Origin of the sequence: Riemerella anatipestifer, from assembly GCF_009932355.1 — a bacterium.
Lineage (GTDB): Bacteria > Bacteroidota > Bacteroidia > Flavobacteriales > Weeksellaceae > Riemerella > Riemerella anatipestifer_E.
Genome location: NZ_LEKU01000015.1, coordinates 18,323 through 42,143 on the forward strand (window position 1 = coordinate 18,323; position 23,821 = coordinate 42,143).

Consider the following 23,821-nt stretch of genomic DNA (forward strand, 5'->3'; position numbering starts at 1 on the left):
GCTGTCTATGGTTTTATTGTTGTAAAGAGGGTGTTTTAAATTTTAATAAAGAAATTAGTTTTAAATCGGATAAATTAAATAAATTTGCTGTTATATAAAAAAACAACTAATAATGAGTCTTTTTAACGATACCAAAGTCGCTTTTGCAGATAAAACAACAGAACAGCTAGAGAAAGCAAAGTGGATGTTTACTATGATTAAGTTTCCACAATTGACTAATGTAGGAATAAACTTTCTTAATTTTAGTATTAAGAATAATTTCCCTTTTGTGGAGGGGATTGTTGAAAAAACATTATTCCAGCAGTTTTGTGGTGGCGTTACTAGAGAGCAAAGCCAGAAGGTAGTTAATGAGATGTATCAGCGTCATATAGGCAGCATCTTTGATTATGCCATAGAAGGTAAAGAAGAAGAACAAGCCTTTGACCATACTTGCGAAGAAATAAAACAAAATATTCTATACGCTACGGGGAATCCAGCCATTCCTTTTGTAGTTTTTAAACCAACAGGATTTGGGAGGTTAGATTTATATGCTGAAGTTCAGGCGAAAAAAGAGTTGACAAGTTCAGAAAAAGAAGAATGGAGCAGGGTAGTGAAACGCTACGAAGAAGTTTGTCAGTTAGCATACGACAAAGGTGTGATAGTAATGGTAGATGCCGAAGAGTCTTGGATACAAACAGCCGTAGATGATTTGGTAAACGAAATGAAATCTCGTTATAATAAAGAGAGAGCTATTGTGTGGAATACCATTCAGATGTATAGAACAGGAAGATTGGAGTATCTAGCCGAAGATTTAGAAAGAGCCAAATCTAAAGGTTATTACTTAGGCTACAAGTTTGTTAGAGGGGCTTATATGGAGAAAGAAAGAGAAAGAGCAGAAAAAATGGGCTACCCATCACCTATCCAGCCAACCAAACAGGCTTCTGATGATAATTATAATGCAGGGATAGATTTTGTAATGGCTAATTTAGACAAAGTTTCGGCGTTCTTTGGAACTCATAATGAGAAGTCTACGGAGCTGGTGATGGATAGAATGAAAGAAAAAGGTCTGCCGAATGACTTCCAACAAATCCATTTTGGACAACTTTATGGAATGAGTGATAACATCACTTACTACCTAGGAAACCAAAAATACAATGCGTGTAAATATCTGCCTTACGGTCCAGTGAAAGATGTGGTGCCATACCTTACGAGAAGAGCTCAAGAAAATACTTCCGTGGCAGGGCAAACAGGTAGGGAGCTATCTCTAATAGAAAGAGAACTTAAAAGAAGAAAAACAGAAAGATAAAATCCATCAGAATATATAAACTAAGTCGAAGTAAAACCTTTTACTTTGGCTTTTTTTGTAGAGAAGATTTAAAAACTTTTCTTCCAAAAACTTGTACACTTCCATAAAAGGTTATAAGTTTGCTCCATATTTATGCGATACACTATCAGCGACATACAAAAAAGTGAAAAAAAGTGGCACAAAAATTTGGTAGTTCCAAATAATTGTGTAAACACACACAGATAATTACCTGCGTATACGTCGTATTATCTAGAAAATTCTTTAGACTTTTATCGTTCAACCAAAATATTATTCCGCCAATTTTTATTGGGGGCTTTTCGTGTTTAGTTCAATCTAAATTTTGTTTTCATCAATATTTACTAAAAGCACCATTGTTTTGTCTAATAACATGGTCGTTCTTGTTGGGTGCTTTTAGTGTTCAGAAAGGGAGCTTTCGCTTTCTTTCTGTTTTAGCCTTTCCTCTCGTTTTGTGTGTGTTTAGAGAGGGAAGGCGTTTTTTAAGGTTAGAACTTAGAGGTGAGATATTAGAACTTAGTATCACCTCAACTCTTAAGTCCAATATTCAGCATCTAACATCTAATCTCCAATATCTAAATCTAACCCTTTAAATATTATAAATTATGTCAATTAAGTACAAAACCATTCAGAAAGCCCAGCCAGGAGTGGCGGGCGGAGGCGACAAAAAATTCTATGCTTCGCCTGTGTATCAAGGCGAGAAAACTCTAGAAGGTCTTACCAAAGACATTGAAAAGATTTCTACCGTAAGTGGAGCCGACATCAGAGCGGTGCTTTATGCACTCGTAGATGTGATGCAGACTTCACTTTCAGATGGACAGATTGTAAGGCTAGGCGAACTCGGTAGTATGAGAGTAAGCCTTAGCAGTGAGGGCAAGGCTAAGGAAGAGGAAATAACTTCGGCAGCAGTAAAGTCAGCAAAAGTATTGTTTACCCCAGGGTCTGACCTTAAAAAGATGCTACAAACGCTGAAGTTTGAGAAAGCCTAGCCACTCACAAAAATTTCCTAGCTAGGGAATGGTAATTCTCAAGCTAGGAAATCTTAATTCCCTAGTTAGGAAATTCTAAACGCCACGCTAGGGAATTTTTAACCCAAAGAATAACAAAGAAAAAATAAACAAAATCATTAACAATTTTAAAATTAAATATTATGAAAACAAAGACTACAAAATTAAGTGTATTAGCCTTTTTAGGTTTAGGATTAGTAGCTTATGGGCAACAAGGATTGTACGATGGTAAGGTAGGTGTTAATACCTCAGAGCCTAATGCCACCTTGGAAATTAAAATATCCAAAACTAATGAAGGGGGGAATACTAAAGAGGGGATTTTAATCCCAAGTGTTACGGCTGCAAGAGCGAAAGCAATGGGCGAAGGCGTAGCAGAATCTACCTTAGTCTATATTACTGATGGTACGGGTGAAGCAAATACTACTATTTCTAATGTAAGTGGCAAAGGTTTCTACTACTATGACGCTACCGATAAAAAGTGGCAAAAAATAGGTGGAAACTCTAATGGAGCAACTTTAAATACCATTACTGGGAATATTAGAGAAGTAACCTCTATAACCCCTGAAGAGTGGGCAAAGCCTAATACATTTGCTTTAGTACAAACGAGCGGAGACCAAATTAAGTTGCCTGCCCCCTCAAGTTATACTAACAAAATTATCTCTGTAAATAATCAGTATAATAGCCAAGTAACTTACTTTAATACAAATAAACCCGTAGGAGCTAGTACATTATTCTCTGGGAAAGGACATATATTAATGTCAGACGGTACAAATTGGTATATCATAGGAGGAAGTTATTAATCACAAAAAATAAGGTAGAACTAAAAAAGAATACAAATGAAAAATAAAATAATAGCAGCAAGTTTATTAGTAGGTTCTTTAGCTTACGGACAAATAAAAATACAGACAGGAGCAGACCCTTCTATAGGAAATCAAAACCCATTTTTAGATGCGTCTGGTTATATAAATTCAGATAATAATGTAGGAAAAGGCTTGTATTTTCCAACAACCGATTTAAAAACATGGGAGTTTAAAACAGACTTAGTAAATCCTGGTAATTTCTCAAACTACTTTGATGGAATGATAGTCTATAATACTGGTGAAGGTACTCCTACCACAGATGCTAGCAAAGGTGGGATTAGAAAGAACTTAACCAGAGGTTTCTACTATTTTAAAAACCCTAACCAAAATTTCCCTACTGGTAGCGTAGCAAATGGAGAGTGGGTAAGGCTAAGCGATACCCAAGCTAATGACCAACTTTGGGCTCAGAGAGATAATAATGGAGTTCAAGAGACTTATCTAAAACCAGCTGATGCTAAAGGAGATTTGGTAAGCTACCAAGGAAATAGAAAATTATATAATAACCTAGGTGAGTTTAATTTTAATGGAAATACATTTAGACTTGGTACGGACTTAACTGGTGCAAGAGATATACCTAATTTGAATTTAATAACCTCTGATGTTTTGCCTAATCAGGCTAAATTAGCGTTTGGTAATCTATTTACATTTGATAAATCCTATGTTTTCAATGGGCACGCTTCTGAAATTAAACAATCTCATATGCAGACTGCAGAAAATACTAGCTCTAATGGAAAGTCATATTCTGCAGGAGCATCGGTTTTGTTTACGGATAAAGATGTAACGGGTAATTTAGGTTTTTTATCAGGATACAATGTAAATGTGGTAGTAAACTCAAACGCTACTGTTGACAGACTTAATGGATTATCAATTGGTTCATCAGTTGGTGATTTCTTAGGTAGTTCTAGTCCAGTAGCTGAGGTTATAAGTGGAGCAACATTGTACCCATCATCACTGGCTAACTCAAAAGTTACAAGCCTTTATGGTGTAACAGCGATACCGGTTGCCTATAAGTCTACAAATGATTATATCATAGGGGTTAATACAATAGCACAAAGTGGAAGTAAATTCTGGTATGATACCCGAGATGGCGGTAGTTATCCAGCTACTACATTAAAACATTTATTGGGAGTGAAATCTTCAACTGAAGCTCTACCTAATTCAACTATTGATGCATTGGCATCTTCATTTAATTTGTCAACATATAATAGTAATTCTAGTGTTACGCGCGGTTATGGGATTTTAAATAAATCGGATTTTGATACAGGAGCCACAGTAAAAGATTTTAGTAGCTATGAAACATTTCTAGAGGTAGGAGGTAATGTGAATATGGATACATTTGCAGTATTCAAATTTTTCAAAAATGCCGCCGCCAACTTAGATAGTTTTAATCCTAAGAATATGTATGGATTATGGCTTGATAATATTAACAATGGTACAAATTCTAACTATGCAATTTATACAGGTTTAGGAACTATTCGTTTTGGGGATAATGTGGGTATAGGTGTAGATACACCAGTAGAAAAACTAGAAGTAGCAGGTAAAGTAAAAGCCTCCGCTTTTATAGGAACTAACGGTGCTTCTATCTTCCCAGACTATGTCTTCCAAAAGTATTATACAGGTACTTCTAGCCTCAAGACAGATTATAGCTTTAAACCCCTTAGCCAAGTAGAAGACTTTGTAAAAGCTAATGGGCATTTGCCAGGGTATTTGTCAGCTTCTAAAATCAAAGAGCAAGGTTATATAGACCTTATGGCTACCCAGCTTACCAATGTAGAGAAGATAGAAGAGCTGTATTTACATAGTATAGAGCAGGAAAAGAAGATAGAAGCTCAGCAAAAACAGATAGAAGAGCTAAAGTCTTTAGTGCAAGAGTTGCTTAAGAAGTAGCCTAGTCTTGTTTAGAGATAGAGCCGTCCGTTTGGGGCGGCTTTTTTATTTTAGGCTAGGGCTATTGGGCTGAAGTTGTACTTGTTTCAAAAAAAGTTTTGTTTCTTTTGGATATTCAAAACCTAAGGTCTATATTTGTGCTGTATTTGTACCTTAACATCATCGGAAATGTTATCAAGAAAGGCGGAGGGACTAGACCCTGTGAAGCCTTAGCAACCCTTTCATCAAGAAAGAAGGTGCTACATTCTACCTATTTTGGGATAGATAACTAAAAGATTTCTACTTTACCTTTTGAGCTTTCTTTTTAACATTTCAATGATTTTTTAAATTTTATTGAAATGGAAACTAGCATATTTAATCAGCTCGATGCCTTGCTCCAAAAGAGGATACTTATTTTGGACGGTGCTATGGGCACTATGATACAACGATATAATTTTACCGAAGAAGATTATCGTGGCGAACGCTTTAAAGATTGGGAACATCCTGTTAAAGGGAATAACGACTTGCTGTCCCTCACGCAGCCACAAGCTATAGAAGAGATACATCGTTTGTATTTAGACGCAGGGGCAGACATTATAGAAACCAATACCTTTTCTAGCACCACCATCGCAATGGCAGATTACGCGATGGAGTCTTTGGTGGAAGAACTCAACTATGAATCGGCTAGAATTGCTAAAAAACTTTGTGAAGTTTACACCGAAAACAATCCTGATAAACCTCGTTTTGTGGCAGGGGCAATGGGACCTACTAACAGAACGGCATCGTTATCTCCAGATGTTAATGACCCAGGATATAGGGCAATTACCTTTGAAGATTTAAGAAAAGCCTACAAGCAACAGGCAAAAGCATTGCTAGAAGGCGGTGCTGATATTTTACTTGTTGAAACCATCTTTGATACGCTTAACGCCAAAGCCGCCTTGTTTGCCATTGATGAGCTGGCAGAGGAGAGAAATACCAAAATTCCTATTATGGTATCAGGTACAATTACCGATGCATCTGGGAGAACTCTTAGCGGACAAACAGCGGAGGCTTTTCTTATTTCGGTTTCTCATTTAGACTTGCTGAGTGTAGGGCTTAATTGTGCTTTGGGAGCTAAGCAGCTCACGCCTTATTTACAGGCTTTGTCAGAACATTCCAACTTTTACATTTCGGTGTATCCTAACGCGGGGTTGCCTAATGCTTTTGGAGCATACGATGAAACGGCAGAGCAAACGGCGGAGCAGGTTAAAGAGTATTTAGACAAACAGTTAGTCAATATCATTGGAGGCTGTTGTGGTACCACGCCAGAGCATATCCGTGCCATTGCCGAATTGGTAAAACATTATGAACCTAGAAAACTTAATCTCGTATGAAAGGAAATCATCAGTTAGAACTTCCTGCGAGACCACTTAAATTGTCAGGATTAGAGCCGCTTATCATCACTCCCGAATCTAACTTTGTGAATGTTGGGGAAAGAACCAATGTTGCAGGGTCTAAACGATTTTTAAGGCTGATAAAAGAGGGCAACTATTCCGAAGCGTTAGATATTGCAAGGCATCAGGTAGAAGGTGGAGCTCAGATTTTAGATGTCAATATGGACGATGGGCTTATTGACGGTAAAGAAGCCATGGTAAAGTTCTTAAACCTCATTGCTTCCGAGCCTGATATTGCTCGTATTCCGATTATGATAGACTCTTCCAAGTGGGAGATTTTAGAGGCTGGGTTACAGGTAGTGCAGGGTAAAGCGGTGGTCAATTCCATTAGTCTTAAAGGTGGCGAAGAAGAATTCATCAATCAAGCTAAAAAAATAAAAAGATACGGTGCGGCGGTTATTGTTATGGCTTTTGATGAAGTGGGACAAGCCGATACTTATGATAGAAGGATAGAAATAGCAGAACAATCTTATCGTCTTTTGGTGGATAAAGTCAACTTTGCTCCAGAGGATATTATTTTTGACCTTAATATATTTCCTGTGGCTACGGGAATGGAAGAACACAGACGAAATGCCATAGATTTTATTGAAGCGACGAGATGGGTAAGACAAAATTTACCGTATGCTTCGGTAAGTGGGGGCGTGAGCAATGTTTCGTTTTCTTTTAGAGGTAATGATACTGTGAGGGAAGCCATGCACTCGGTATTTCTATATCACGCCATACAAGCAGGAATGAATATGGGGATTGTAAACCCTACCATGCTAGAGGTGTATGATGAAATTCCTAAGGAACTTCTAACCCTAGTAGAAGATGTTATATTAGACCGAAAAGATGATGCTACAGAACGCCTACTAGAATATTCAGAAACGCATAAATCTACCAAAAAGGAAAAGGTAGAAGATTTATCGTGGAGGGAACAATCTTTACAAGAACGAATTACCTACTCATTAGTAAAGGGTATCGACCGCTTTGTAGAGGAAGATATGGACACTGCTCTTAAAGTGAGTGAAAAGCCTTTAGATATCATAGAAAATAACCTTATGACAGGTATGGGCGTAGTAGGCGATTTATTTGGAAGTGGGAAGATGTTTCTGCCTCAAGTGGTAAAATCGGCTAGAGTGATGAAAAAAGCCGTGGCTTACCTTCAGCCTTTCATAGAGCGTGAAAAAGATGCTACACGACCGTCCAATGGTAAAATTTTAATGGCAACCGTAAAGGGAGATGTACACGATATTGGTAAAAATATTGTGAGTGTAGTGTTGGGTTGCAACAATTACGATATTGTAGATTTGGGCGTAATGGTACCTGCTGAAAAGATAATCCAAACAGCGATAGACGAGAAGGTAGATGTTATAGGGCTTAGTGGACTAATTACTCCGAGTTTGGACGAGATGGTACACATTGCTTCTGAATTAGAGAGGCAAAATCTAGAATTTCCTTTAATGATAGGAGGTGCTACAACTTCAAAAGCCCATACAGCGGTTAAAATTGCTCCTCAGTACCGCAATACGGTAGTTCATGTTAATGACGCTTCTAGGGCGGTAAATGTGGTAAGTTCTCTACTGAATAAAGAGAAATCTAATGCTTATGCTCTTAATTTGAGAGAGGAATATGATGAGTTTAGAGAGAAATTTCTTGGTAGAAAAATAGAGAAGGAATATGTCTCAATAGAAGAAGCAAGACAAGAACGCTTTAAAATTGATTGGGATAAAGAAACTATTTCCCAGCCTAATAGTTTAGGAATAAAGGTGATTGAAAATCAGGATTTGGAAGCATTGCTACCTTATATAGATTGGTCGCCGTTTTTTAGAAGTTGGGATTTACACGGTAAATATCCACAGATTTTAGAAGATGAGGTCGTTGGTATTCAGGCTCAAGAATTGTATCATGATGCTCAAAAAATGCTCAGCCAAATTTTGAAAGAAAAAACACTCACAGCGAAAGCCATTTTTGGTATTTTCCCTGCTCAGTCTAATGATAAAGACGATATTATCATCAACAAAAATGAGGAGAAAATAGCCTTTAGAACATTAAGGCAACAGCTTAAAAAATCCAAAGGAAAGCCTTACTATGCTTTGTCGGATTTTATTGCTCCAGAAACTTCAGGTAAGCAAGATTATTTGGGACTGTTTTGTGTAACGGCTGGCTTTGGTACGGAAGAATTAGCTAAAGCCTACGAAGCTCAAAATGATGACTATAACGCCATTATGGTAAAGGCTCTTGCGGATAGATTTGCAGAGGCTTTTGCAGAATATCTGCATCGTGAGGTAAGATTAAAATATTGGGGATATGCCCAAGATGAAAGTTTAGATAACGAGGCACTTATTGCCGAAAAATATAGAGGGATTCGTCCAGCTCCAGGGTATCCTGCATGTCCAGACCATTTGGAAAAAGAAACTATTTGGGAAGTACTTAAAGTAGAGGAAGAAATAGGAGTTTACCTCACCGAAAGTTTAGCGATGTTTCCTACGGCATCGGTGTCAGGTTATTATTTCGGAAGTCCTCATGCTAAATATTTTGGAGTGGGAAGAATTACAGAAGACCAATTAGAAGATTACGCTAATAGAAAAAATATCAGTATAGAAAAAGCAAGAAAATGGCTCACTCCTAACTTATCAGAGTAGTTTAGTTTTTGTGTAAAATATTAAAATTGATTATGAAAGTAACAGAACATATAAAAAAATCAGAAGGTAAAACCTTATTTTCGTTTGAGATATTACCTCCATTAAAAGGTCAGAATATAAAATGTATTTTTGATGCCATAGACCCTCTTATTGAGTTTAATCCTAGCTTTATAGATGTTACCTACCATAGAGAAGAGTATGAATATGTAGAGGTAAAAGATGGTTTGCTAGAAAAAAGAGTGGTAAGAAAACGCCCTGGTACAGTGGGGATTTGTGCCGCAATACAGAATAAATATAAGGTAGATGCTATTCCGCATATCCTTTGTGGTGGCTTTAATAGAGAGGATACCGAGAATTTTTTAATTGATTTAGATTTCTTAGGCATAGATAATGTCATGGCACTGAGGGGCGATGCGGTGAAATCCGAAATTTATTTTAAGCCAGAGAAAAACGGTCATGCCAATGCTTCGGATTTAGTAAAACAAATACAGGAGATGAATCAAGGTATTTATTTGGATACCAGTTTAGAAAAAGCGGCTCCAACCAACTTCTCCATAGGTGTGGCTGGTTATCCAGAGAAGCATATGGAAGCAGCCAGTTTTTCTCAAGACATCGGTTATCTTAAAAATAAAGTAGAGGCAGGAGCGGATTATATTGTAACTCAAATGTTTTTTGACAATCAAAAATATTTTGATTTTGTGGACAGATGCCGTTCTGAAGGGATAGAAGTCCCAATTATACCAGGGCTTAAGCCTATTGCGACTAAAAGTCAGTTGAGTCTTATTCCGCATAGATTTAAGGTAGATTTACCAGATGATTTGGTAATAGCAGTTACGAAAGCGTCTAGTAATTCTGAAGTAAAGGAAATAGGTGTAGAATGGTGTATAGAGCAAAGTAAAGATTTAATGAAAAACGGAGTGCCTATTCTCCATTATTACTCTATGGGCAAAAGCGAAAGTGTAAGAAAAATAGCAGAAGCTATATTTTAAGATTGATATTGGTTCAGGCTATCGCAAGATAGCCTGAACGTTTTTTTAGTCAATTTCCTTTGAAATCAATAGGCTTACAGCATTTCCTCCAAACCCAACTGCATTTACTAGTATATTATTGATTTTCTTTTCTTTGGTTATATTTTCTTTTTCAATAAAAGGAATCTCAATGAGTTGCTGGTGTTCTAACATCAGTAAAGCCAATTCTAAACTCAAAATTCCAGATGCTCCAAAGGTATGCCCTATTTTCCATTTATTAGTGGTAATGAAAGGCGTATTATGATGAGCAAAAACATCTTCTATGGCAAATCTTTCGGAGGTATCACCTTTAATAGTTCCAGGGGAGTGCATCACAATGGCATCTACTTTAGACTTGTCAATATTTTGAGTCGCCATCTCCATCGTCATTCTAAGACATTCAGCCCTTTCGGAAATAGAGATGTTATGAGTTAAAGGCTCCGAAGCAACGCCTATCCCTGTAATATAAGCGAATGGTGGTCTTTCGCCTATGAGTTTACCAATCGCCATAGCACCAGCACCTTCGCCTAAGACCATCGTATTTTCTGTTTTAGAAATATCTCCAGCAAGGCAAGGATAGTTTTTGTCTAGGCGATGAGAGTAGATTTTAAGGGCTTTCATTTGAGCAATACTAAAAGGTGTTAAAGAAGCCTCGGCACCACCCACCAAAAACTGATTGGTAAATCCAGCCTTTATCCATGCAATACCATTAACCACCGAATGCAAAGCCGTAGAGCAAGTAATGGAATGAGAAAAGTCTGGACCCGTAATACCTAAATCCTGAAGCACCCAAGTTGAAATATTACCCAAAGTGGTAAGTGGAGAGGTTAGAGTAGGAGTTTTTCCTGTTTCTAAAAAAGTTTGGTAGAATTTTTCAAAACTTTCAGTAGCACCTCTGGAGGAACCTAAATTTACTCCAATATTATCGTTAGTATTCCATAGGGCTTCTTTAAAGGCCATTCTTGAAGCAAGTATGCCGTACAGTACAGAAGGGTCTAGCTTTTTGTAAGAAGGGTGTTCTTCTTTTAAAGCATTCAGATGAGGTATTATGCTATCGTGCAGTTTTCCCATTAAAGTAATCTCTCCGTTGGAAAGTTCTTTTTTTAAGTAGGTTTTGTTATCACAATAGGCACTCCAAATATCTGTTTTGTGCATGCCTAGAGCAGATACACTGCCAAATCCGTAAATACCAATAGCCTCGTCTAGCTTCATCTGTCTAAATCTGTTTTAAGAAGGAGCAAAGATAAAAATATGAGATGGACTGAATCTACTTTTTAGCGATATTTTTGTACTTTAGCCCCAGAATTATTCCCTTTAAAATGAATATTCCCAAAAGATTGTTAGATAAAATTTCCGAACGAAAAGAAAAAAATGCGTGGCGAGTGTTAACGGAATACACAGGCGAATATGTAGATTTTTTTTCTAATGATTATCTAGGTTTTTCTAAAGAATCTTTGTTAGAAGATGATAAAGTTGCTTCGTATCCAAAGGCATTGGGAGGCTCTACGGGATCTAGACTATTGTCTGGCAATTTGTCTATTTTTAGAGAGGTAGAAGAGGTTATTAAAGGCTTTCATCAGTCGGAAGCAGCTCTTATTTTCAATTCGGGATATAATGCTAATTTAGGCGTGCTTAGTGCTTTACCTCAAAGGAATGATTGGGTATTGTATGATGAACTTTCTCACGCTTCTATACGAGATGGCATTCGGTTGTCTTACACACAATCTAAAAAGTTTAAACATAACGATTTAGAAGACTTAGAACATTTACTTAAAAACAAAAAAGAAACATCAGTTGCAGGAGAGATTTACATCGTTACAGAATCTGTTTTCTCTATGGACGGCGATGCTCCTGATATTGAGGCTCTTCTGAATCTTGCTCAACGCTATGGAGCTTATGTTATTATAGATGAGGCTCACGCTTTGGGTGTTTTTGGAGAATATGGGAGCGGACTGAGCCAAGTATGGTGTCAGCATTCGGCTTTGCTTTGTAGGGTGGTTACTTTTGGTAAAGGTTTAGGGTGCCACGGTGCGGCGGTGCTTTGTTCGGAATTGTTGAGAGAATATCTTATCAATTTTGCAAGGAGTTTTATTTATACTACGGCTTTGGATAGTCATTCGGTGCTCTCTATTTTAAAGGGATATAAAGCCCTTAAAACTCAAACACATCAAAGAGAAAAATTACATACGAATATCGCTTTTTTCAAAAGCGAAGTAGAACGCCTAGGGCTTAAAGATTACTTTATTTCTAGTAAGGCTCCTATACAAGGTATGCTGGTACAGGGCAATAGTCAAGCTAAACTATTGTCTAAAACTTTGGAAGAAAACGGCTACATTGCCAAAGCAATACTCTCGCCTACCGTTCCCGAAGGTAAGGAACGATTGAGATTTTGCATACACGCTTACAACACACCTTCGGAGATAACGGGAGCTTTAGAAATTGCCCACGATTTTATCATTTCTAATGTAAAGAAATAAACTTATGAAACTATTTGTTACAGGCATAGGTACAGAGGTTGGCAAAACTATGATTTCTGCCATATTGGTAGAGGCTTTAGGAGCTGATTATTGGAAACCTATACAAGCAGGAGATTTAGACTTTTCGGATACAGATAAAGTGAAAAATTTAGTTACTCGTACAGATGTATCGTTTCACCCAAATGCTTATGCCCTTAATACACCTGCTAGTCCGCATTATTCAGCAGAATTAGATGGTATATCTATCAATCTTGAATCTATGGTAGAACCTCTTACCGATAACGATTTGGTGATAGAAGGTGCAGGCGGTGTGATGGTTCCCATAAATGATAAGGATACTTTTTTAGATTTTATTAAGGAAGATTATAAGGTGGTTTTAGTTTCTAGAAACTATTTAGGAAGTATCAACCATACTTTAATGACTTACGAAGTGCTTAAAAATAAAGGCGTTGATTTTTTAGGTATTGTATTTAATGGAGACGCCAATCCTTCTACGGAACAGATTATCATCTCTAAAACTCAACTGGAAGTAATAGGTAGGGTAGCGGAAGAACCTATATGGGATAAAGAAACAGTACGAAAATACGCTTCTATTTTTAATGCTAATTTTTTCAAAAAATGAATTGGAACGAAAAAGATTTAGAATACAATTGGCACCCTTACACACAACATAAAGGGCTAAAAGAACTCCCTGTTATTGTGAAAGGTAAAGGCGAGTTTTTATGGGATACCAATGACAAATGCTATATAGACGGCATTGCCAGTTGGTGGGTTAATCCGTTTGGGCATAGTAATCCTGTTTTGGCAGAAGTTATTTATAACCAGCTTAATACTTTAGAGCATGTGTTGTTTGGAGGTTTTACGCATACCAAAGCAATTGAACTTTCAGAGCGGTTATTAAGTTTATTGCCCTCTAATCAAAAAAAAATATTTTACTCGGATAATGGTTCTACAGCGGTGGAAATAGCCATCAAGGCAGCCCTCCAATTTTTTTATAACAAAGGTTTAAAAAAAACTAAGATTATTGCTTTTGAAAATGCTTTCCATGGAGATACCTTTGGAGCAATGGCGGCTAGTGGGATTTCATTTTTTACCGAAGCATTTAAAAACTCCCTTATAGAAGTAGAAAGAATTCCTGTACCTACCAAAGGAAACGAGGAAAGATGCATTAAACAATTTGAAACTTTGGTAAAAACAGATGAGTTTGCGTGCTTTATTTTTGAACCATTGATACTTGGTGCGGCAGGAATGCAAATGTACGATGCAGAGCCTCTCAATCAATTGATTACTATTGCTAAACAAAACCAAGTGTTTACCATAGCTGATGAGGTTATGACGGGCTTTGGTAAAACAGGTAAAACTTTCGCTTGTGAATATCTTTCTCAACAGCCAGATATGATGTGTCTTTCTAAAGCTCTAACGGGGGGAACTATACCTATGGCGGTTACTAGCTTTTCGGAGGAGGTGTTTCAAGGGTTTTATGATGATGATGTTAATAAAGCCTTGTTTCATGGGCATACTTTCACGGCTAATCCTACGGGCTGTGCGGCAGCTTTAGCGGCTATAAATCTCTTGCTTACAGACGAAATGCAAGGGCATATTAAACGGGTTCATCAGTCTCATATGAAGTTTTTGAAACAATTAGAAGGGAAGAAAGTGGCTAATGCTAGAGTGCTAGGTGTTATTTTAGCATTTGAGTTAGAGGTAGACGGTAAGCACGATTATTATGGAAATTTAAGAAACAGGCTATATCAGTTTTTTATAGAGCAAGGGGTAATTCTTCGCCCTGTGGGTAATACGATTTATGTATTACCGCCTTATACCATTTCTGATGAAAGCCTCAATATCATTTACCAAAAAATATTGGAGAGTATAGATAAATTTGGAGAGGTTTTATGATGAGAATTATAAAGAATAATTACCTGTTTCAATAAAAAATAATTTAAAGATATGATACATCAGTATAAAAAAATAGGTTATTCCTTTTTAATGGTAGTAATTACTTTGCTAGTGGCGTGCAAAGGGGAGAAATCTAACCCTAAGCCATTACCGAAAGAAGATAAATCGCTAGTAATTCAAAAAACAAAAGAGGTTAAAAAGCTTGCCAATTTACTCATACACGAAGTAGTGAACAGATTACCTGAATCTGACACCCTTTACATTGCAGTGGAAAAGCAGCATTCTATCTGTGGTAACGATGATCGTTTTAATGGTACAATGGCTCCTAATACCGAAGCAAAAGAAATTAGTATAAATTCTACAGAGGCCTATGAACCGCTTTATAAAGTTAAAAACACAACAGTAGTAACAGGAGGGCTTTTAGATGAGAATTATTTTAATGCTGATTCAATGAAATTTAGCTTTAATCTTTCAGAAGAAAAAAAGCCAGTCTATTTATTGGATTTTGTTTCAATTAAAAATGATAAGATAGAAGTAATGATAAAGCATAATGATAAAGAAAAAGCTCATATCACTGTAGTTTTTAAGAATAATCAGTGGGTGGTTTTAGATTAAAACTACATACTTGACTTAATGGTTAGAAATAAACCTCTCTAGTGAATTTCAACAGCATGTTTGTCCTTACCGTAACAGACTATCCGTTAGCCTAAGGACAGACACCCCGTTACGGTAAGGACAGATACTCTGTTCTGTAGCATTCGGTAAAAGGTAACAAAATAGGCTACTCATCTAATGAGTAGCCTTAGTTTTATTAAAATACTTTTTACTAGACAATAACCACGGGATTAGGCAGTCGTTCTGTTCTTGGTTCCTTTAGTAAAACGGAACCCGTGCTGCTTTGTGTGGTAATACTTAGCTCATAATTACCTGCTTCTAAATCTGCAGGAACCAGTATGAGTAACCTTGACGGCTCATTAAGCACAATATGTTCTGCTGAGAGTTTCACTTCTTGCTGAGTGTCTAAGTTTTTAAAGACGATACCATTTTTAGGACTGTCGCCGTCTATTTTAATATAAGTGCCTTTAATTTCGGCATTCTTACCTTTAGTGAGTGTGCCGTCTGCTTTGCCTGTGGCTTTGTCGGTAATGCTGAACACACTCATTGGACTAGATTGTTCACCTAGGATTTCTACCTTAGTGTCTGCTACCGCTTTTCTAAGGTCTAGACCTTGGTTCACATTTACATACACCGAATGCTTCTCCTTATCCCAAGTCTTATCGTAAAATACGCCTTTAATGGCAGGACGCATATACACCAGTCCTGTATTTACGCTATACCCATTAAGTACCAATTCCGAGGCTTTGCGGTTAAAACGAGTGATAATATCTACTGCCGTTTCAGTTTGTATCTCCATGCCTTCTTTTTTAAGGGCTTCTATGATTTCTGTAATGCCAAGACTACCACCTAGAAGGGGTACGGCTACAAAATCGTTAGGGTCATCTTTGGTCAATAGGTTGGGACGCAACCATGCTTTTAGTGTATTCATAAGTGTAAAATTTTAATGTTAGATAAATGTTAGATATTTATATGATAATTATTGTACAAAATGTAAACGAAAGTTTCGTTCTCCTGTTGCAGGTTTCATTGTATATCTTGTATGCTGATGTATATAATAATTTGTGCCTTGTTTTAAATAAATAAATGCCCCATTACCAGTAGTAGTTGCAAAATAAGTATTTACAACTTTTCTATCTTCATAAAAGAGATTATGCACATCCATTGAGAAATAATTTAAATCCGTTATTTGTATCCATGCTGATGCAGAGCCTTCATCTGCATTTCCTCCATTATTGATGTTGTTATTTTGCATATAAAACCATCTGGAAACTAAAGTGTACCAGCCTGTTTTAGGAACAGTATAGGGACCGTAAACCACTGCATCTTGCAAGTCTATTTCATATGGTTTTCCATCACCACTCCATATCGCGTCAGGGACAGCATAGTTAGGAGCTTTTAGAGCGGTACTTGTCCAACTAGCTTTACCTTCGGCATCACTCGTTAAAACTTTTCCTTCGCCTTGGGTGCCGTCTGCTATCTTTACTCCTCCAGCCACATCTAGCTTAGTAGTTGGGACATCAGTACCAATCCCTATATTCCCTGCTCCCTTAAACACTAGATTATTAGACCCTAGAGTTACCGTTCTATTCCCTGCTAGAGTGCCATCTGCAGTGTAGAGGTTAGTAGATACCCCTCCGTCACTACTCAATCTTACCCATTCCCCATTGGCAACACTGCCCGTAGGAAAAGTTTGATTAGGATTTTTAAAGTAATAGAACCCTGGGCTTACACTCACTTGCTTTCCTCCCTTACTGGTATCAGATACCGTAAGACCTGTCCCCGAGTTATACACCACCATACCATCAAAGTAGTTAGAAAACTTACCTGGATCAATTGAGGAGAGTTTAAATTCCCAAGTGGTTAAATTGGTAGTAGGAAAATACAACCCCTTTCCTAGAGTATTAGAAAACTGATTAAAATAAGAGGCGTCCATAAAGGGGTTTTCTCCTCCTATAGTATTAGTAGATTGATTTTGAACTTGAATTTGGGCATTAGCTGTAAAAAAAGCCAATAACCCTAATAAGATGATTTTTTTCATAACGATATAATTTAAGATAATACCTAGTAGCTACCGCCGATAAGGTACCAAATAGCACTATTTTCATCTTTTGGATCTTGTAATCCTGCCATGAGGATATGGGCTTTGCCAGAAGCCAAAGCGTTAACATTCTTAGGCTGATTGGTTCCAGAGTAAGCTAATGCAGTATTGTGCTGATTGTTTACAGAAATTATTTTCCCTATATATTTTTTAGGGTCTGGAAGGACTATTTGCTGGTCTCCAGTTTGTGCTAAAGCAAAAGTATTAGGCACGCTCCATTCTGCAATATTGGCATGTGCTACTTCTCTAATATTACCAGTAATAGATTGTAGCGTAGCTCCTCCTGTAGTACTAGTAGCTTCTGCTCCCAACTTTACCCAAACCCCTCCTTTAAAGAAGTAAAAGCCCGTAGCATCTACATTAGCTGTGGTTCCCGAAGCAGTACCGTCTGCCACAGAGCTAATGTAAAGCAAAGTAGATTCCGCTACACCCGACCCCATGTTGGCAGCTCTCAAACGGCTGACCCTAGGAATTAGCACCCCTTCTACAGTAGAAGCCGTGCTTAGACTATTAGCGGTATTCGGTTTTATTTCTAAAGTGGCTTGGGGCTGAGATTCATTGATGCCTACTTTACCATCATACTGCCCATAAGCCATTAAACCTAGACCTAAAAAGGCACATACACTTAGTTTGGTTGTTTTTGTTTTCATAACATTTAATTTTAGAATTGTTGATATTTAATTGTTTAAGATTATAGAGGTTAGATATTGGATTTTAGAGGTTGGAGGTTCGGTTTAAGGGTTGATGAGGCTGTACTAAGTTCTAAACTCTGAAATCTATCCTCTACCCTAAAAAAATGCCTCCCCCCTCTCAACACACACAAAACGAGGAGGAAGGCTAAAACAGAAAGAGCATTACACTCCCCCTGAGCACTAAAAGCACCCAACAAGAACGACCATGTTATGAGACAAAACAATGGTGCTTTTAGTAAGTATTGATGAAAGCTAAATTTAGAATGGTGTAAATACGAAAAGCCCCCAACGAAAGTTGGCGGAACCGTATTTGGGTTTAACGATAAAAGTTTAAGTAAATTTCTATATAATACAACGCATACCCACGAAACTATTTGTGTGTGTGTGTGTGTGTGTGTGTGTGTGTGTTTACGAAATTATTTGAGCTAGCCAAATAATTTTGCAATTTTTTTACACTTAGTTGTATGTTATTGATATGGTGTGTCATAAAAACTATGACAAACATATTACCTTTTGCGGAAGTATGCAAGTTTTTTTTGATAAATTAGAAACTCTAGGTGTTTTTAAAACTAAAAAAGGTCGTTTAAACTTGTTTTAAACGACCTTATAATGCTTTACTGTTAATCTTCCAATCTTTCTATAAGAGCCATGTAGAAACCATCGTAGCCCTCGCTAGGGAGGAGGCTTTGGTCTTTGATAAGTCTAAAGTTAGGGTTTGTAGCCAAGAATGTGTTTACCTGATTTTGGTTTTCTGATGGTAGGATAGAGCAGGTAGCATACACCATCTTACCTCCTTTTTTTAGGATTTTAGAATAATCTTGGAGGATTTGTTGCTGCTCTGTCTTTATTCTTTCTATAAAATCGGTATCTATTTTCCATTTAGAATCGGGGTTTCTTTTTAGAACGCCCAATCCAGAACAAGGTACATCTAGCAAGAGGCGGTCGGCTTTATCGTGTAGCCTTTTAATAACTTTGTTGTCCTCTATAAATCTAGTTTCTATGTTGTGAGCTCCCGCTCTTTTAGCTCGGCGTTTCAGCTCGGCAAGTTTCCACTCAAAAATATCTAAAGCAATAATTTGCCCTTTGTTTTTCATCAGGGCAGCGATGTGAAGTGTCTTGCCGCCTGCACCTGCACAAGCATCTACCACTCTCATACCTTCTTTAACCTCTAAGAAATGAGCAATTTTTTGAGACCCTGCATCTTGTACTTCAAACAATCCGTCTTTAAAAGCAGAGGTAAGGAAAACATTTTTCTTTTCCTTTAGCTCTATGGCTTCAGGGTAGTTTTTGAGGTTGTGGCATTCCACGCCCTCGTCGTTTAAGTCTGCTACCAACTCCTTTGGCGTTGTCTTGAGTGTGTTGGCTCTTAGTACAGTAGCTGCTTGTTGGTTAAGGGCTATCATTTCTTTTTCCCATGCTTCGCCAAGTTCTTTTTCTAGTGTTTCCGCGAGCCATTCAGGGATAGAATGTTCTATGGCTTTGGTAGGGACGGTATTTTTTTTCAGTTTGGTGATGATGTCGGCTATTTTAATTCCGTCAAATTCTTCAAACTTTTTATAATGCGTTTTGCTCCAAAGCAGATAAGCAAGGATAAGCCTATAGATATTGTTGGGCTTTACGCCTTCGCCCATATAGTATTCTAGGCGTTTTTTCCAACGGATAATGTTATAAAATATCTCTGAAACTACCGCTCTATCTTGGCTTCCCCATTTTTTGTTGGCTTTTAGCAGTCGTTCTATGACTTTGTCGGCGTATTTGTTTTTTTCAAAAAAGGTTTCTCTAAGTGCGTCGTGTATGCCAATAAGTAGGTTGCGGTGTATGAGTTGCATAAGTGTTTTATTGTTTTTAATTCTAAAATGAACGGAAGTAAGTTAATACTCATAATAAAGGTGTTGACTTCTCCTCTGCAAAAGTACTAAAATGAAACCATAACTCCATACAGAAACGGATATTAAAGCGTAAAGGATAGAGGCGGTATCCTTTTTTGAGGAGGAACGACGAGAAAAAGATAAAGCCGAAAGCCTGACCCGAGCGGTAGGGAATGCTTCGGCGAGGGATACGCCCTAATTATTGGGCACAAAAGGGTGGGGGTTTGTTTTCTCTTTTTTATCTTTGCAGGGTTAAATAGCTAGTTGGTTCTTAGAATTCATGGAAAAATATATCAATCTTAATCAGAATAGAAATCTTAAACTATTTAAAACTATCTCTAAAGTAGCGGAGGAGAGAGGGCAGACGGCGTACATTGTGGGAGGCTATGTGAGGGATTTGCTTATGAAACGACAAGTGCCTACGGATATAGATTTTGTAACGGAGCAAAGTGGGATAGAGTTGGCACAAGCGGTAGCAAAGGAGCTGGATTCTAATCTGAAAGTATCGGTATTCAAGACCTATGGGACTGCTATGATAAAGTGGAAAGGGCTAGAATTGGAATTTGTAGGTGCGAGAAAAGAAAGCTATTCGGAAGATAGCCGAAAGCCTGCTGTGGAGCAAGGAAGCCTAGAAGATGACCAAAAACGCCGTGATTTTACCATCAATGCGATGGCAATCTCTTTAGGAAAGGAAGACTTTGGGCGTTTGGTGGATCCTTTTGGTGGAGTACAAGATTTAGAGTCAAAAATTCTGAAAACCCCACTAGAGCCTCTGCAAACTTATTCTGATGATCCTCTTAGAATGATGAGAGCGATTAGATTTGCTTCTACGCTTAATTTTAAGGTGGAACAAAATTCTCTAGATGCGATAAAACAGGAAGCGGACAGGATAAAAATCGTCTCAATGGAGCGTATTATGGTAGAGTTTAATAAAATAATGCTTTCCGAAAAACCATCTATAGGCTTGAAGCTCTTAGACGATACGGGACTTTTAGAGAAGATTATCCCCGAACTTACCGCTCTTAAAGGTATAGAAGAAATAGAAGGACAAACGCATAAAGACAATTTTTACCATACACTAGAAGTAGTAGATAACATATCTAAACATACGGATAAACTTTGGTTACGATGGTCGGCACTGTTGCACGATATAGGGAAAGCTCCTACCAAGAAATTTGTAGATGGTATTGGCTGGACATTCCACGGACACGAGTTTTTAGGTTCTAAAATGGCTAAACCTCTTTTCCAGCGATTGAAGTTGCCTCTAGGGGCAGACTTAAAGTATGTGCAAAAGATGGTGAAACTTTCATCTAGACCTATTGCTCTAGTAACAGATGATACTTCTGATGCTGCTCTTAGACGCTTATTGTTTGATGCAGGGGAAGATTTGGAGGATTTATTCACACTATGTAAGGCTGATATTACTACTAAAAATGCCAAAAAGCAAGAACGCTTTAGAAAGAACTTTGAGTATGTTGCTCAAAAAATAAAAGAGGTGGAGGAGAAAGACCAAATAAGAAATTTTCAGCCGCCTATTTCTGGGGAGGAAATAATGGCTTTGTTTCAACTAAAACCAGGTAGAGAAATTGGGATTTTAAAGGAAAAAGTAAAAGAAGCAATTTTGGAAGGTGAAATTTCTAACACTCCCGAAGAAGCTAAAGATTTCGTGATAAAAGAAGCAGAAAAAATAGGATTGAAACCTTGTGTTTAAAAAAATTATCACAGCATAATAAAAATAAATAATAAAAAAGCAGAGCCATTGGCTCTGCTTTTTTATTATACAGATTACAGATTATTTTTGTTGTTGTTGCTTAATCAAGTTCAATGCAGAACCAGCTCTAAACCAACCTATTTGTCCATCATTGTAAGTGTGGTTAGCTAAGATAGTATCTTTAGATCCATCTGTGTGTACTAACTCAATAGTAACAGGCTTACCTGGAGCAAATTCAGCTAAATCTACAAAGTTGAAAGTATCTCCTTCTTTGATTTTGTCATAATCAGCTTCGTTTGCAAAAGTAAGAGCTAACATACCTTGTTTTTTAAGGTTAGTTTCGTGGATACGAGCGAAAGATTTTACTAAAACCGCCATAGCTCCTAAATGTCTAGGTTGCATTGCAGCGTGCTCACGAGAAGAACCTTCGCCATAGTTGTTATCCCCAACGATAACCGTTTTGATACCAGCCGCTTTGTAAGCTCTCGCTGATGCAGGAACTTCCATATACTCACCAGTAAGTTCGTTTTTAACCTTGTTGGTTTCCATATTGAATGCGTTTACAGCACCAATAAGGGTATTGTTAGCGATATTATCTAGGTGTCCTCTATATTTTAACCAAGGTCCAGCCATAGAAATGTGGTCTGTAGTACACTTACCAAAGGCTTTAATTAACAGTTTAGCTCCCATTACATTTTCTCCGTTCCAAGCAGGGAAAGCGTCTAGTAATTGTAGTCTGTCAGACTCTGGAGCTACTTTTACTTGAACTTGAGAACCGTCTTCAGCTGGAGCAATATAGCCTGCGTCTTCAACATCAAATCCTCTTGGAGGAAGTTCAAACCCTTGAGGTTCGTCTAATAAAACTTCTTCTCCGTTTTGGTTAGTTAATTTGTCTTTTCTAGGGTCAAAAGTTAAATCTCCTGCAATAGCTAACGCCGTTACTAATTCTGGAGAAGCTACGAAAGCATAAGTGTTAGGGTTACCATCTGCTCTCTTAGAGAAGTTTCTGTTGAATGAGTGTACAATCGTATTTTTTTCTTGTTTCTCAGCACCTTCTCTAGCCCATTGTCCGATACAAGGTCCGCAAGCATTAGCAAATACTTTACCTCCGATTTTATCAAAAGTATCTAAATAGCCATCTCTTTCTACAGTAAATCTTACTTGTTCAGAACCTGGAGTGATGGTGTATTCGGCAGCTACTTTTAAGTTTTTCTCTTGAGCTTGTTTCGCTACGGAAGCAGCACGAGAAATATCTTCGTAAGAAGAGTTAGTACAAGAGCCAATTAACCCTACTTCAACCTTAGTAGGCCAACCGTTTTTCTCTGCTTCCTCTTTCATTTTTGAAATAGGTGTTGCAATATCTGGAGAGAAAGGTCCGTTTAAGTGTGGTTCTAATTCAGAAAGGTTGATTTCAATAACTTGGTCGTAATATTTTTCAGGATTAGCGTAAACCTCTTCATCTGCACGAAGTACATTTTTGATAGCATCGGCAGCCTCGGCTAAATCTGCTCTACCTGTAGAACGAAGATACTCGCCCATATTATTATCGTAAGCAAATATAGAAGTAGTAGCACCTATCTCTGCACCCATATTACAGATAGTACCTTTACCTGTACAAGATAAAGCTTCTGCACCTTCGCCAAAGTATTCTACAATGGCACCTGTACCTCCTTTTACAGTAAGGATACCTGCTACTTTTAGGATAACATCTTTAGCAGAAGTCCAACCATTAAGTTTACCTGTAAGTTTGATACCAATCATTTTTGGGAATTTTAGTTCCCACGGCATTCCTGCCATTACATCTACAGCATCAGCACCACCTACACCTATGGCTACCATACCCAAACCACCAGCATTAGGCGTGTGAGAGTCAGTACCAATCATCATACCACCAGGGAATGCATAGTTTTCTAACACTACTTGGTGGATAATCCCAGCTCCCGGCTTCCAGAATCCAATACCATATTTGTTAGATACCGATTGAAGGAATTGATAAACTTCGTTATTTTTATTTTCAGCTTCTTGTAAATCTTTATCTGCTCCTACACGAGCCTGTATAAGGTGGTCTGCGTGTACTGTAGAAGGTACAGCTACTTTAGCCTTACCTGCTTGCATAAACTGTAAAAGAGCCATCTGTGCTGTAGCATCTTGCATTGCTACTCTATCTGGAGCAAAATCTACATAAGATTCTCCTCTCTTGAACGCTTCTGGTTTCTGTTCAGAAAAAAGGTGAGCACAAAGGATTTTTTCAGAATAGGTAAGAGGTCTTCCCATAAACTCTCTCGCAGCGTTTACTCTATTTTCAAAATCAGAGTAAACTTTCTTAATCATATCAAAATCAAAAGTCATATTATAAATGGT

18 protein-coding genes and 1 riboswitch are annotated in these 23,821 nt (G+C 37.6%); of the genes, 12 read left to right on the plus strand and 6 right to left on the minus strand.

The window, feature by feature from the left end:
• The first annotated feature begins 112 nt into the window (after nucleotides 1–112).
• The 7 genes from GXW81_RS05875 (at nucleotide 113) to metF (ending at nucleotide 10,079) form a co-directional block, all read left to right on the plus strand.
• Nucleotides 113–1,285, plus strand: a complete 1,173-nt coding sequence (locus tag GXW81_RS05875) for a proline dehydrogenase family protein (protein ID WP_161531581.1) — start codon at nucleotides 113–115, stop codon at nucleotides 1,283–1,285.
• Between the two features lie 620 nt (nucleotides 1,286–1,905).
• Entirely contained in the window at nucleotides 1,906–2,289 is a 384-nt protein-coding gene (locus GXW81_RS05880; protein WP_161531582.1) for an HU family DNA-binding protein, read from the plus strand.
• Between the two features lie 161 nt (nucleotides 2,290–2,450).
• On the plus strand, nucleotides 2,451–3,107 hold the full coding sequence (locus GXW81_RS05885; RefSeq protein ID WP_161531583.1) for a hypothetical protein: 657 nt from the start codon (nucleotides 2,451–2,453) through the stop codon (nucleotides 3,105–3,107).
• Nucleotides 3,108–3,143: 36 nt separating this feature from the next.
• Nucleotides 3,144–5,054, plus strand: coding sequence for a hypothetical protein (locus tag GXW81_RS05890; protein ID WP_161531584.1), 1,911 nt, complete (start codon nucleotides 3,144–3,146; stop codon nucleotides 5,052–5,054).
• Nucleotides 5,055–5,222: 168 nt separating this feature from the next.
• Nucleotides 5,223–5,325: riboswitch (SAM riboswitch) on the plus strand.
• Between the two features lie 67 nt (nucleotides 5,326–5,392).
• On the plus strand, nucleotides 5,393–6,406 hold the full coding sequence (locus GXW81_RS05895) for a homocysteine S-methyltransferase family protein (RefSeq protein WP_154469336.1): 1,014 nt from the start codon (nucleotides 5,393–5,395) through the stop codon (nucleotides 6,404–6,406).
• On the plus strand, nucleotides 6,403–9,090 hold the full coding sequence (gene metH, locus GXW81_RS05900; protein WP_161531585.1) for a methionine synthase: 2,688 nt from the start codon (nucleotides 6,403–6,405) through the stop codon (nucleotides 9,088–9,090). Before GXW81_RS05895 ends, metH begins: the two co-directional genes overlap by 4 nt.
• A gap of 32 nt (nucleotides 9,091–9,122) precedes the next feature.
• Nucleotides 9,123–10,079, plus strand: a complete 957-nt coding sequence (gene metF / locus GXW81_RS05905; protein WP_161531586.1) for a methylenetetrahydrofolate reductase [NAD(P)H] — start codon at nucleotides 9,123–9,125, stop codon at nucleotides 10,077–10,079.
• Between the two features lie 45 nt (nucleotides 10,080–10,124).
• Here the strand turns inward: metF and GXW81_RS05910 are convergent, their stop codons facing one another.
• A complete protein-coding gene (locus GXW81_RS05910; RefSeq protein WP_161531587.1) occupies nucleotides 10,125–11,309 on the minus strand; it encodes a beta-ketoacyl synthase N-terminal-like domain-containing protein in 1,185 nt (394 codons plus the stop codon).
• A gap of 107 nt (nucleotides 11,310–11,416) precedes the next feature.
• On the opposite strand from GXW81_RS05910, the gene GXW81_RS05915 reads away from it, so the two are divergent.
• Genes GXW81_RS05915 through GXW81_RS05930 form a run of 4 tightly spaced genes read left to right on the plus strand, consistent with a single transcriptional unit; the run spans nucleotide 11,417 to nucleotide 15,088 of the window.
• Nucleotides 11,417–12,574, plus strand: a complete 1,158-nt coding sequence (locus tag GXW81_RS05915) for an 8-amino-7-oxononanoate synthase (RefSeq protein WP_161531588.1) — start codon at nucleotides 11,417–11,419, stop codon at nucleotides 12,572–12,574.
• Between the two features lie 4 nt (nucleotides 12,575–12,578).
• Entirely contained in the window at nucleotides 12,579–13,196 is a 618-nt protein-coding gene (gene bioD / locus GXW81_RS05920; RefSeq protein ID WP_161531589.1) for a dethiobiotin synthase, read from the plus strand.
• A complete protein-coding gene (gene bioA / locus GXW81_RS05925) occupies nucleotides 13,193–14,473 on the plus strand; it encodes an adenosylmethionine--8-amino-7-oxononanoate transaminase (RefSeq protein ID WP_161531590.1) in 1,281 nt (426 codons plus the stop codon). Before bioD ends, bioA begins: the two co-directional genes overlap by 4 nt.
• Before the next feature lie 51 nt (nucleotides 14,474–14,524).
• A complete protein-coding gene (locus GXW81_RS05930; RefSeq protein WP_161531591.1) occupies nucleotides 14,525–15,088 on the plus strand; it encodes a hypothetical protein in 564 nt (187 codons plus the stop codon).
• 211 nt (nucleotides 15,089–15,299) lie between these two features.
• Here GXW81_RS05930 and GXW81_RS05935 read toward each other — a convergent pair whose 3' ends face one another.
• The 4 genes from GXW81_RS05935 to GXW81_RS05950 form a co-directional block, all read right to left on the minus strand.
• Nucleotides 15,300–16,019, minus strand: a complete 720-nt coding sequence (locus tag GXW81_RS05935; RefSeq protein WP_161531592.1) for a DNA-binding domain-containing protein — start codon at nucleotides 16,017–16,019, stop codon at nucleotides 15,300–15,302.
• 48 nt (nucleotides 16,020–16,067) lie between these two features.
• Entirely contained in the window at nucleotides 16,068–17,129 is a 1,062-nt protein-coding gene (locus GXW81_RS10515; protein WP_260393561.1) for a hypothetical protein, read from the minus strand.
• A gap of 23 nt (nucleotides 17,130–17,152) precedes the next feature.
• Nucleotides 17,153–17,839: a hypothetical protein gene (locus GXW81_RS05945; protein WP_161531593.1), complete on the minus strand. Its 687-nt coding sequence runs from the start codon at nucleotides 17,837–17,839 to the stop codon at nucleotides 17,153–17,155.
• A gap of 662 nt (nucleotides 17,840–18,501) precedes the next feature.
• Nucleotides 18,502–19,710 (minus strand): RsmB/NOP family class I SAM-dependent RNA methyltransferase, encoded by a 1,209-nt coding sequence (locus GXW81_RS05950; protein WP_161531594.1) that lies wholly within the window; start codon nucleotides 19,708–19,710, stop codon nucleotides 18,502–18,504.
• Between the two features lie 319 nt (nucleotides 19,711–20,029).
• Here GXW81_RS05950 and GXW81_RS05955 point away from each other — a divergent pair, with 319 nt between their 5' ends.
• On the plus strand, nucleotides 20,030–21,460 hold the full coding sequence (locus GXW81_RS05955; protein WP_161531595.1) for a CCA tRNA nucleotidyltransferase: 1,431 nt from the start codon (nucleotides 20,030–20,032) through the stop codon (nucleotides 21,458–21,460).
• An 81-nt stretch (nucleotides 21,461–21,541) separates the two neighbouring features.
• On the opposite strand, the gene GXW81_RS05960 is transcribed toward GXW81_RS05955, so the two are convergent.
• The gene (locus tag GXW81_RS05960) at nucleotides 21,542–23,809 is read right to left on the minus strand and encodes an aconitate hydratase (RefSeq protein ID WP_015345567.1); all 2,268 of its coding nucleotides are present in this window, start codon (nucleotides 23,807–23,809) and stop codon (nucleotides 21,542–21,544) included.
• Nucleotides 23,810–23,821 lie beyond the last annotated feature (12 nt).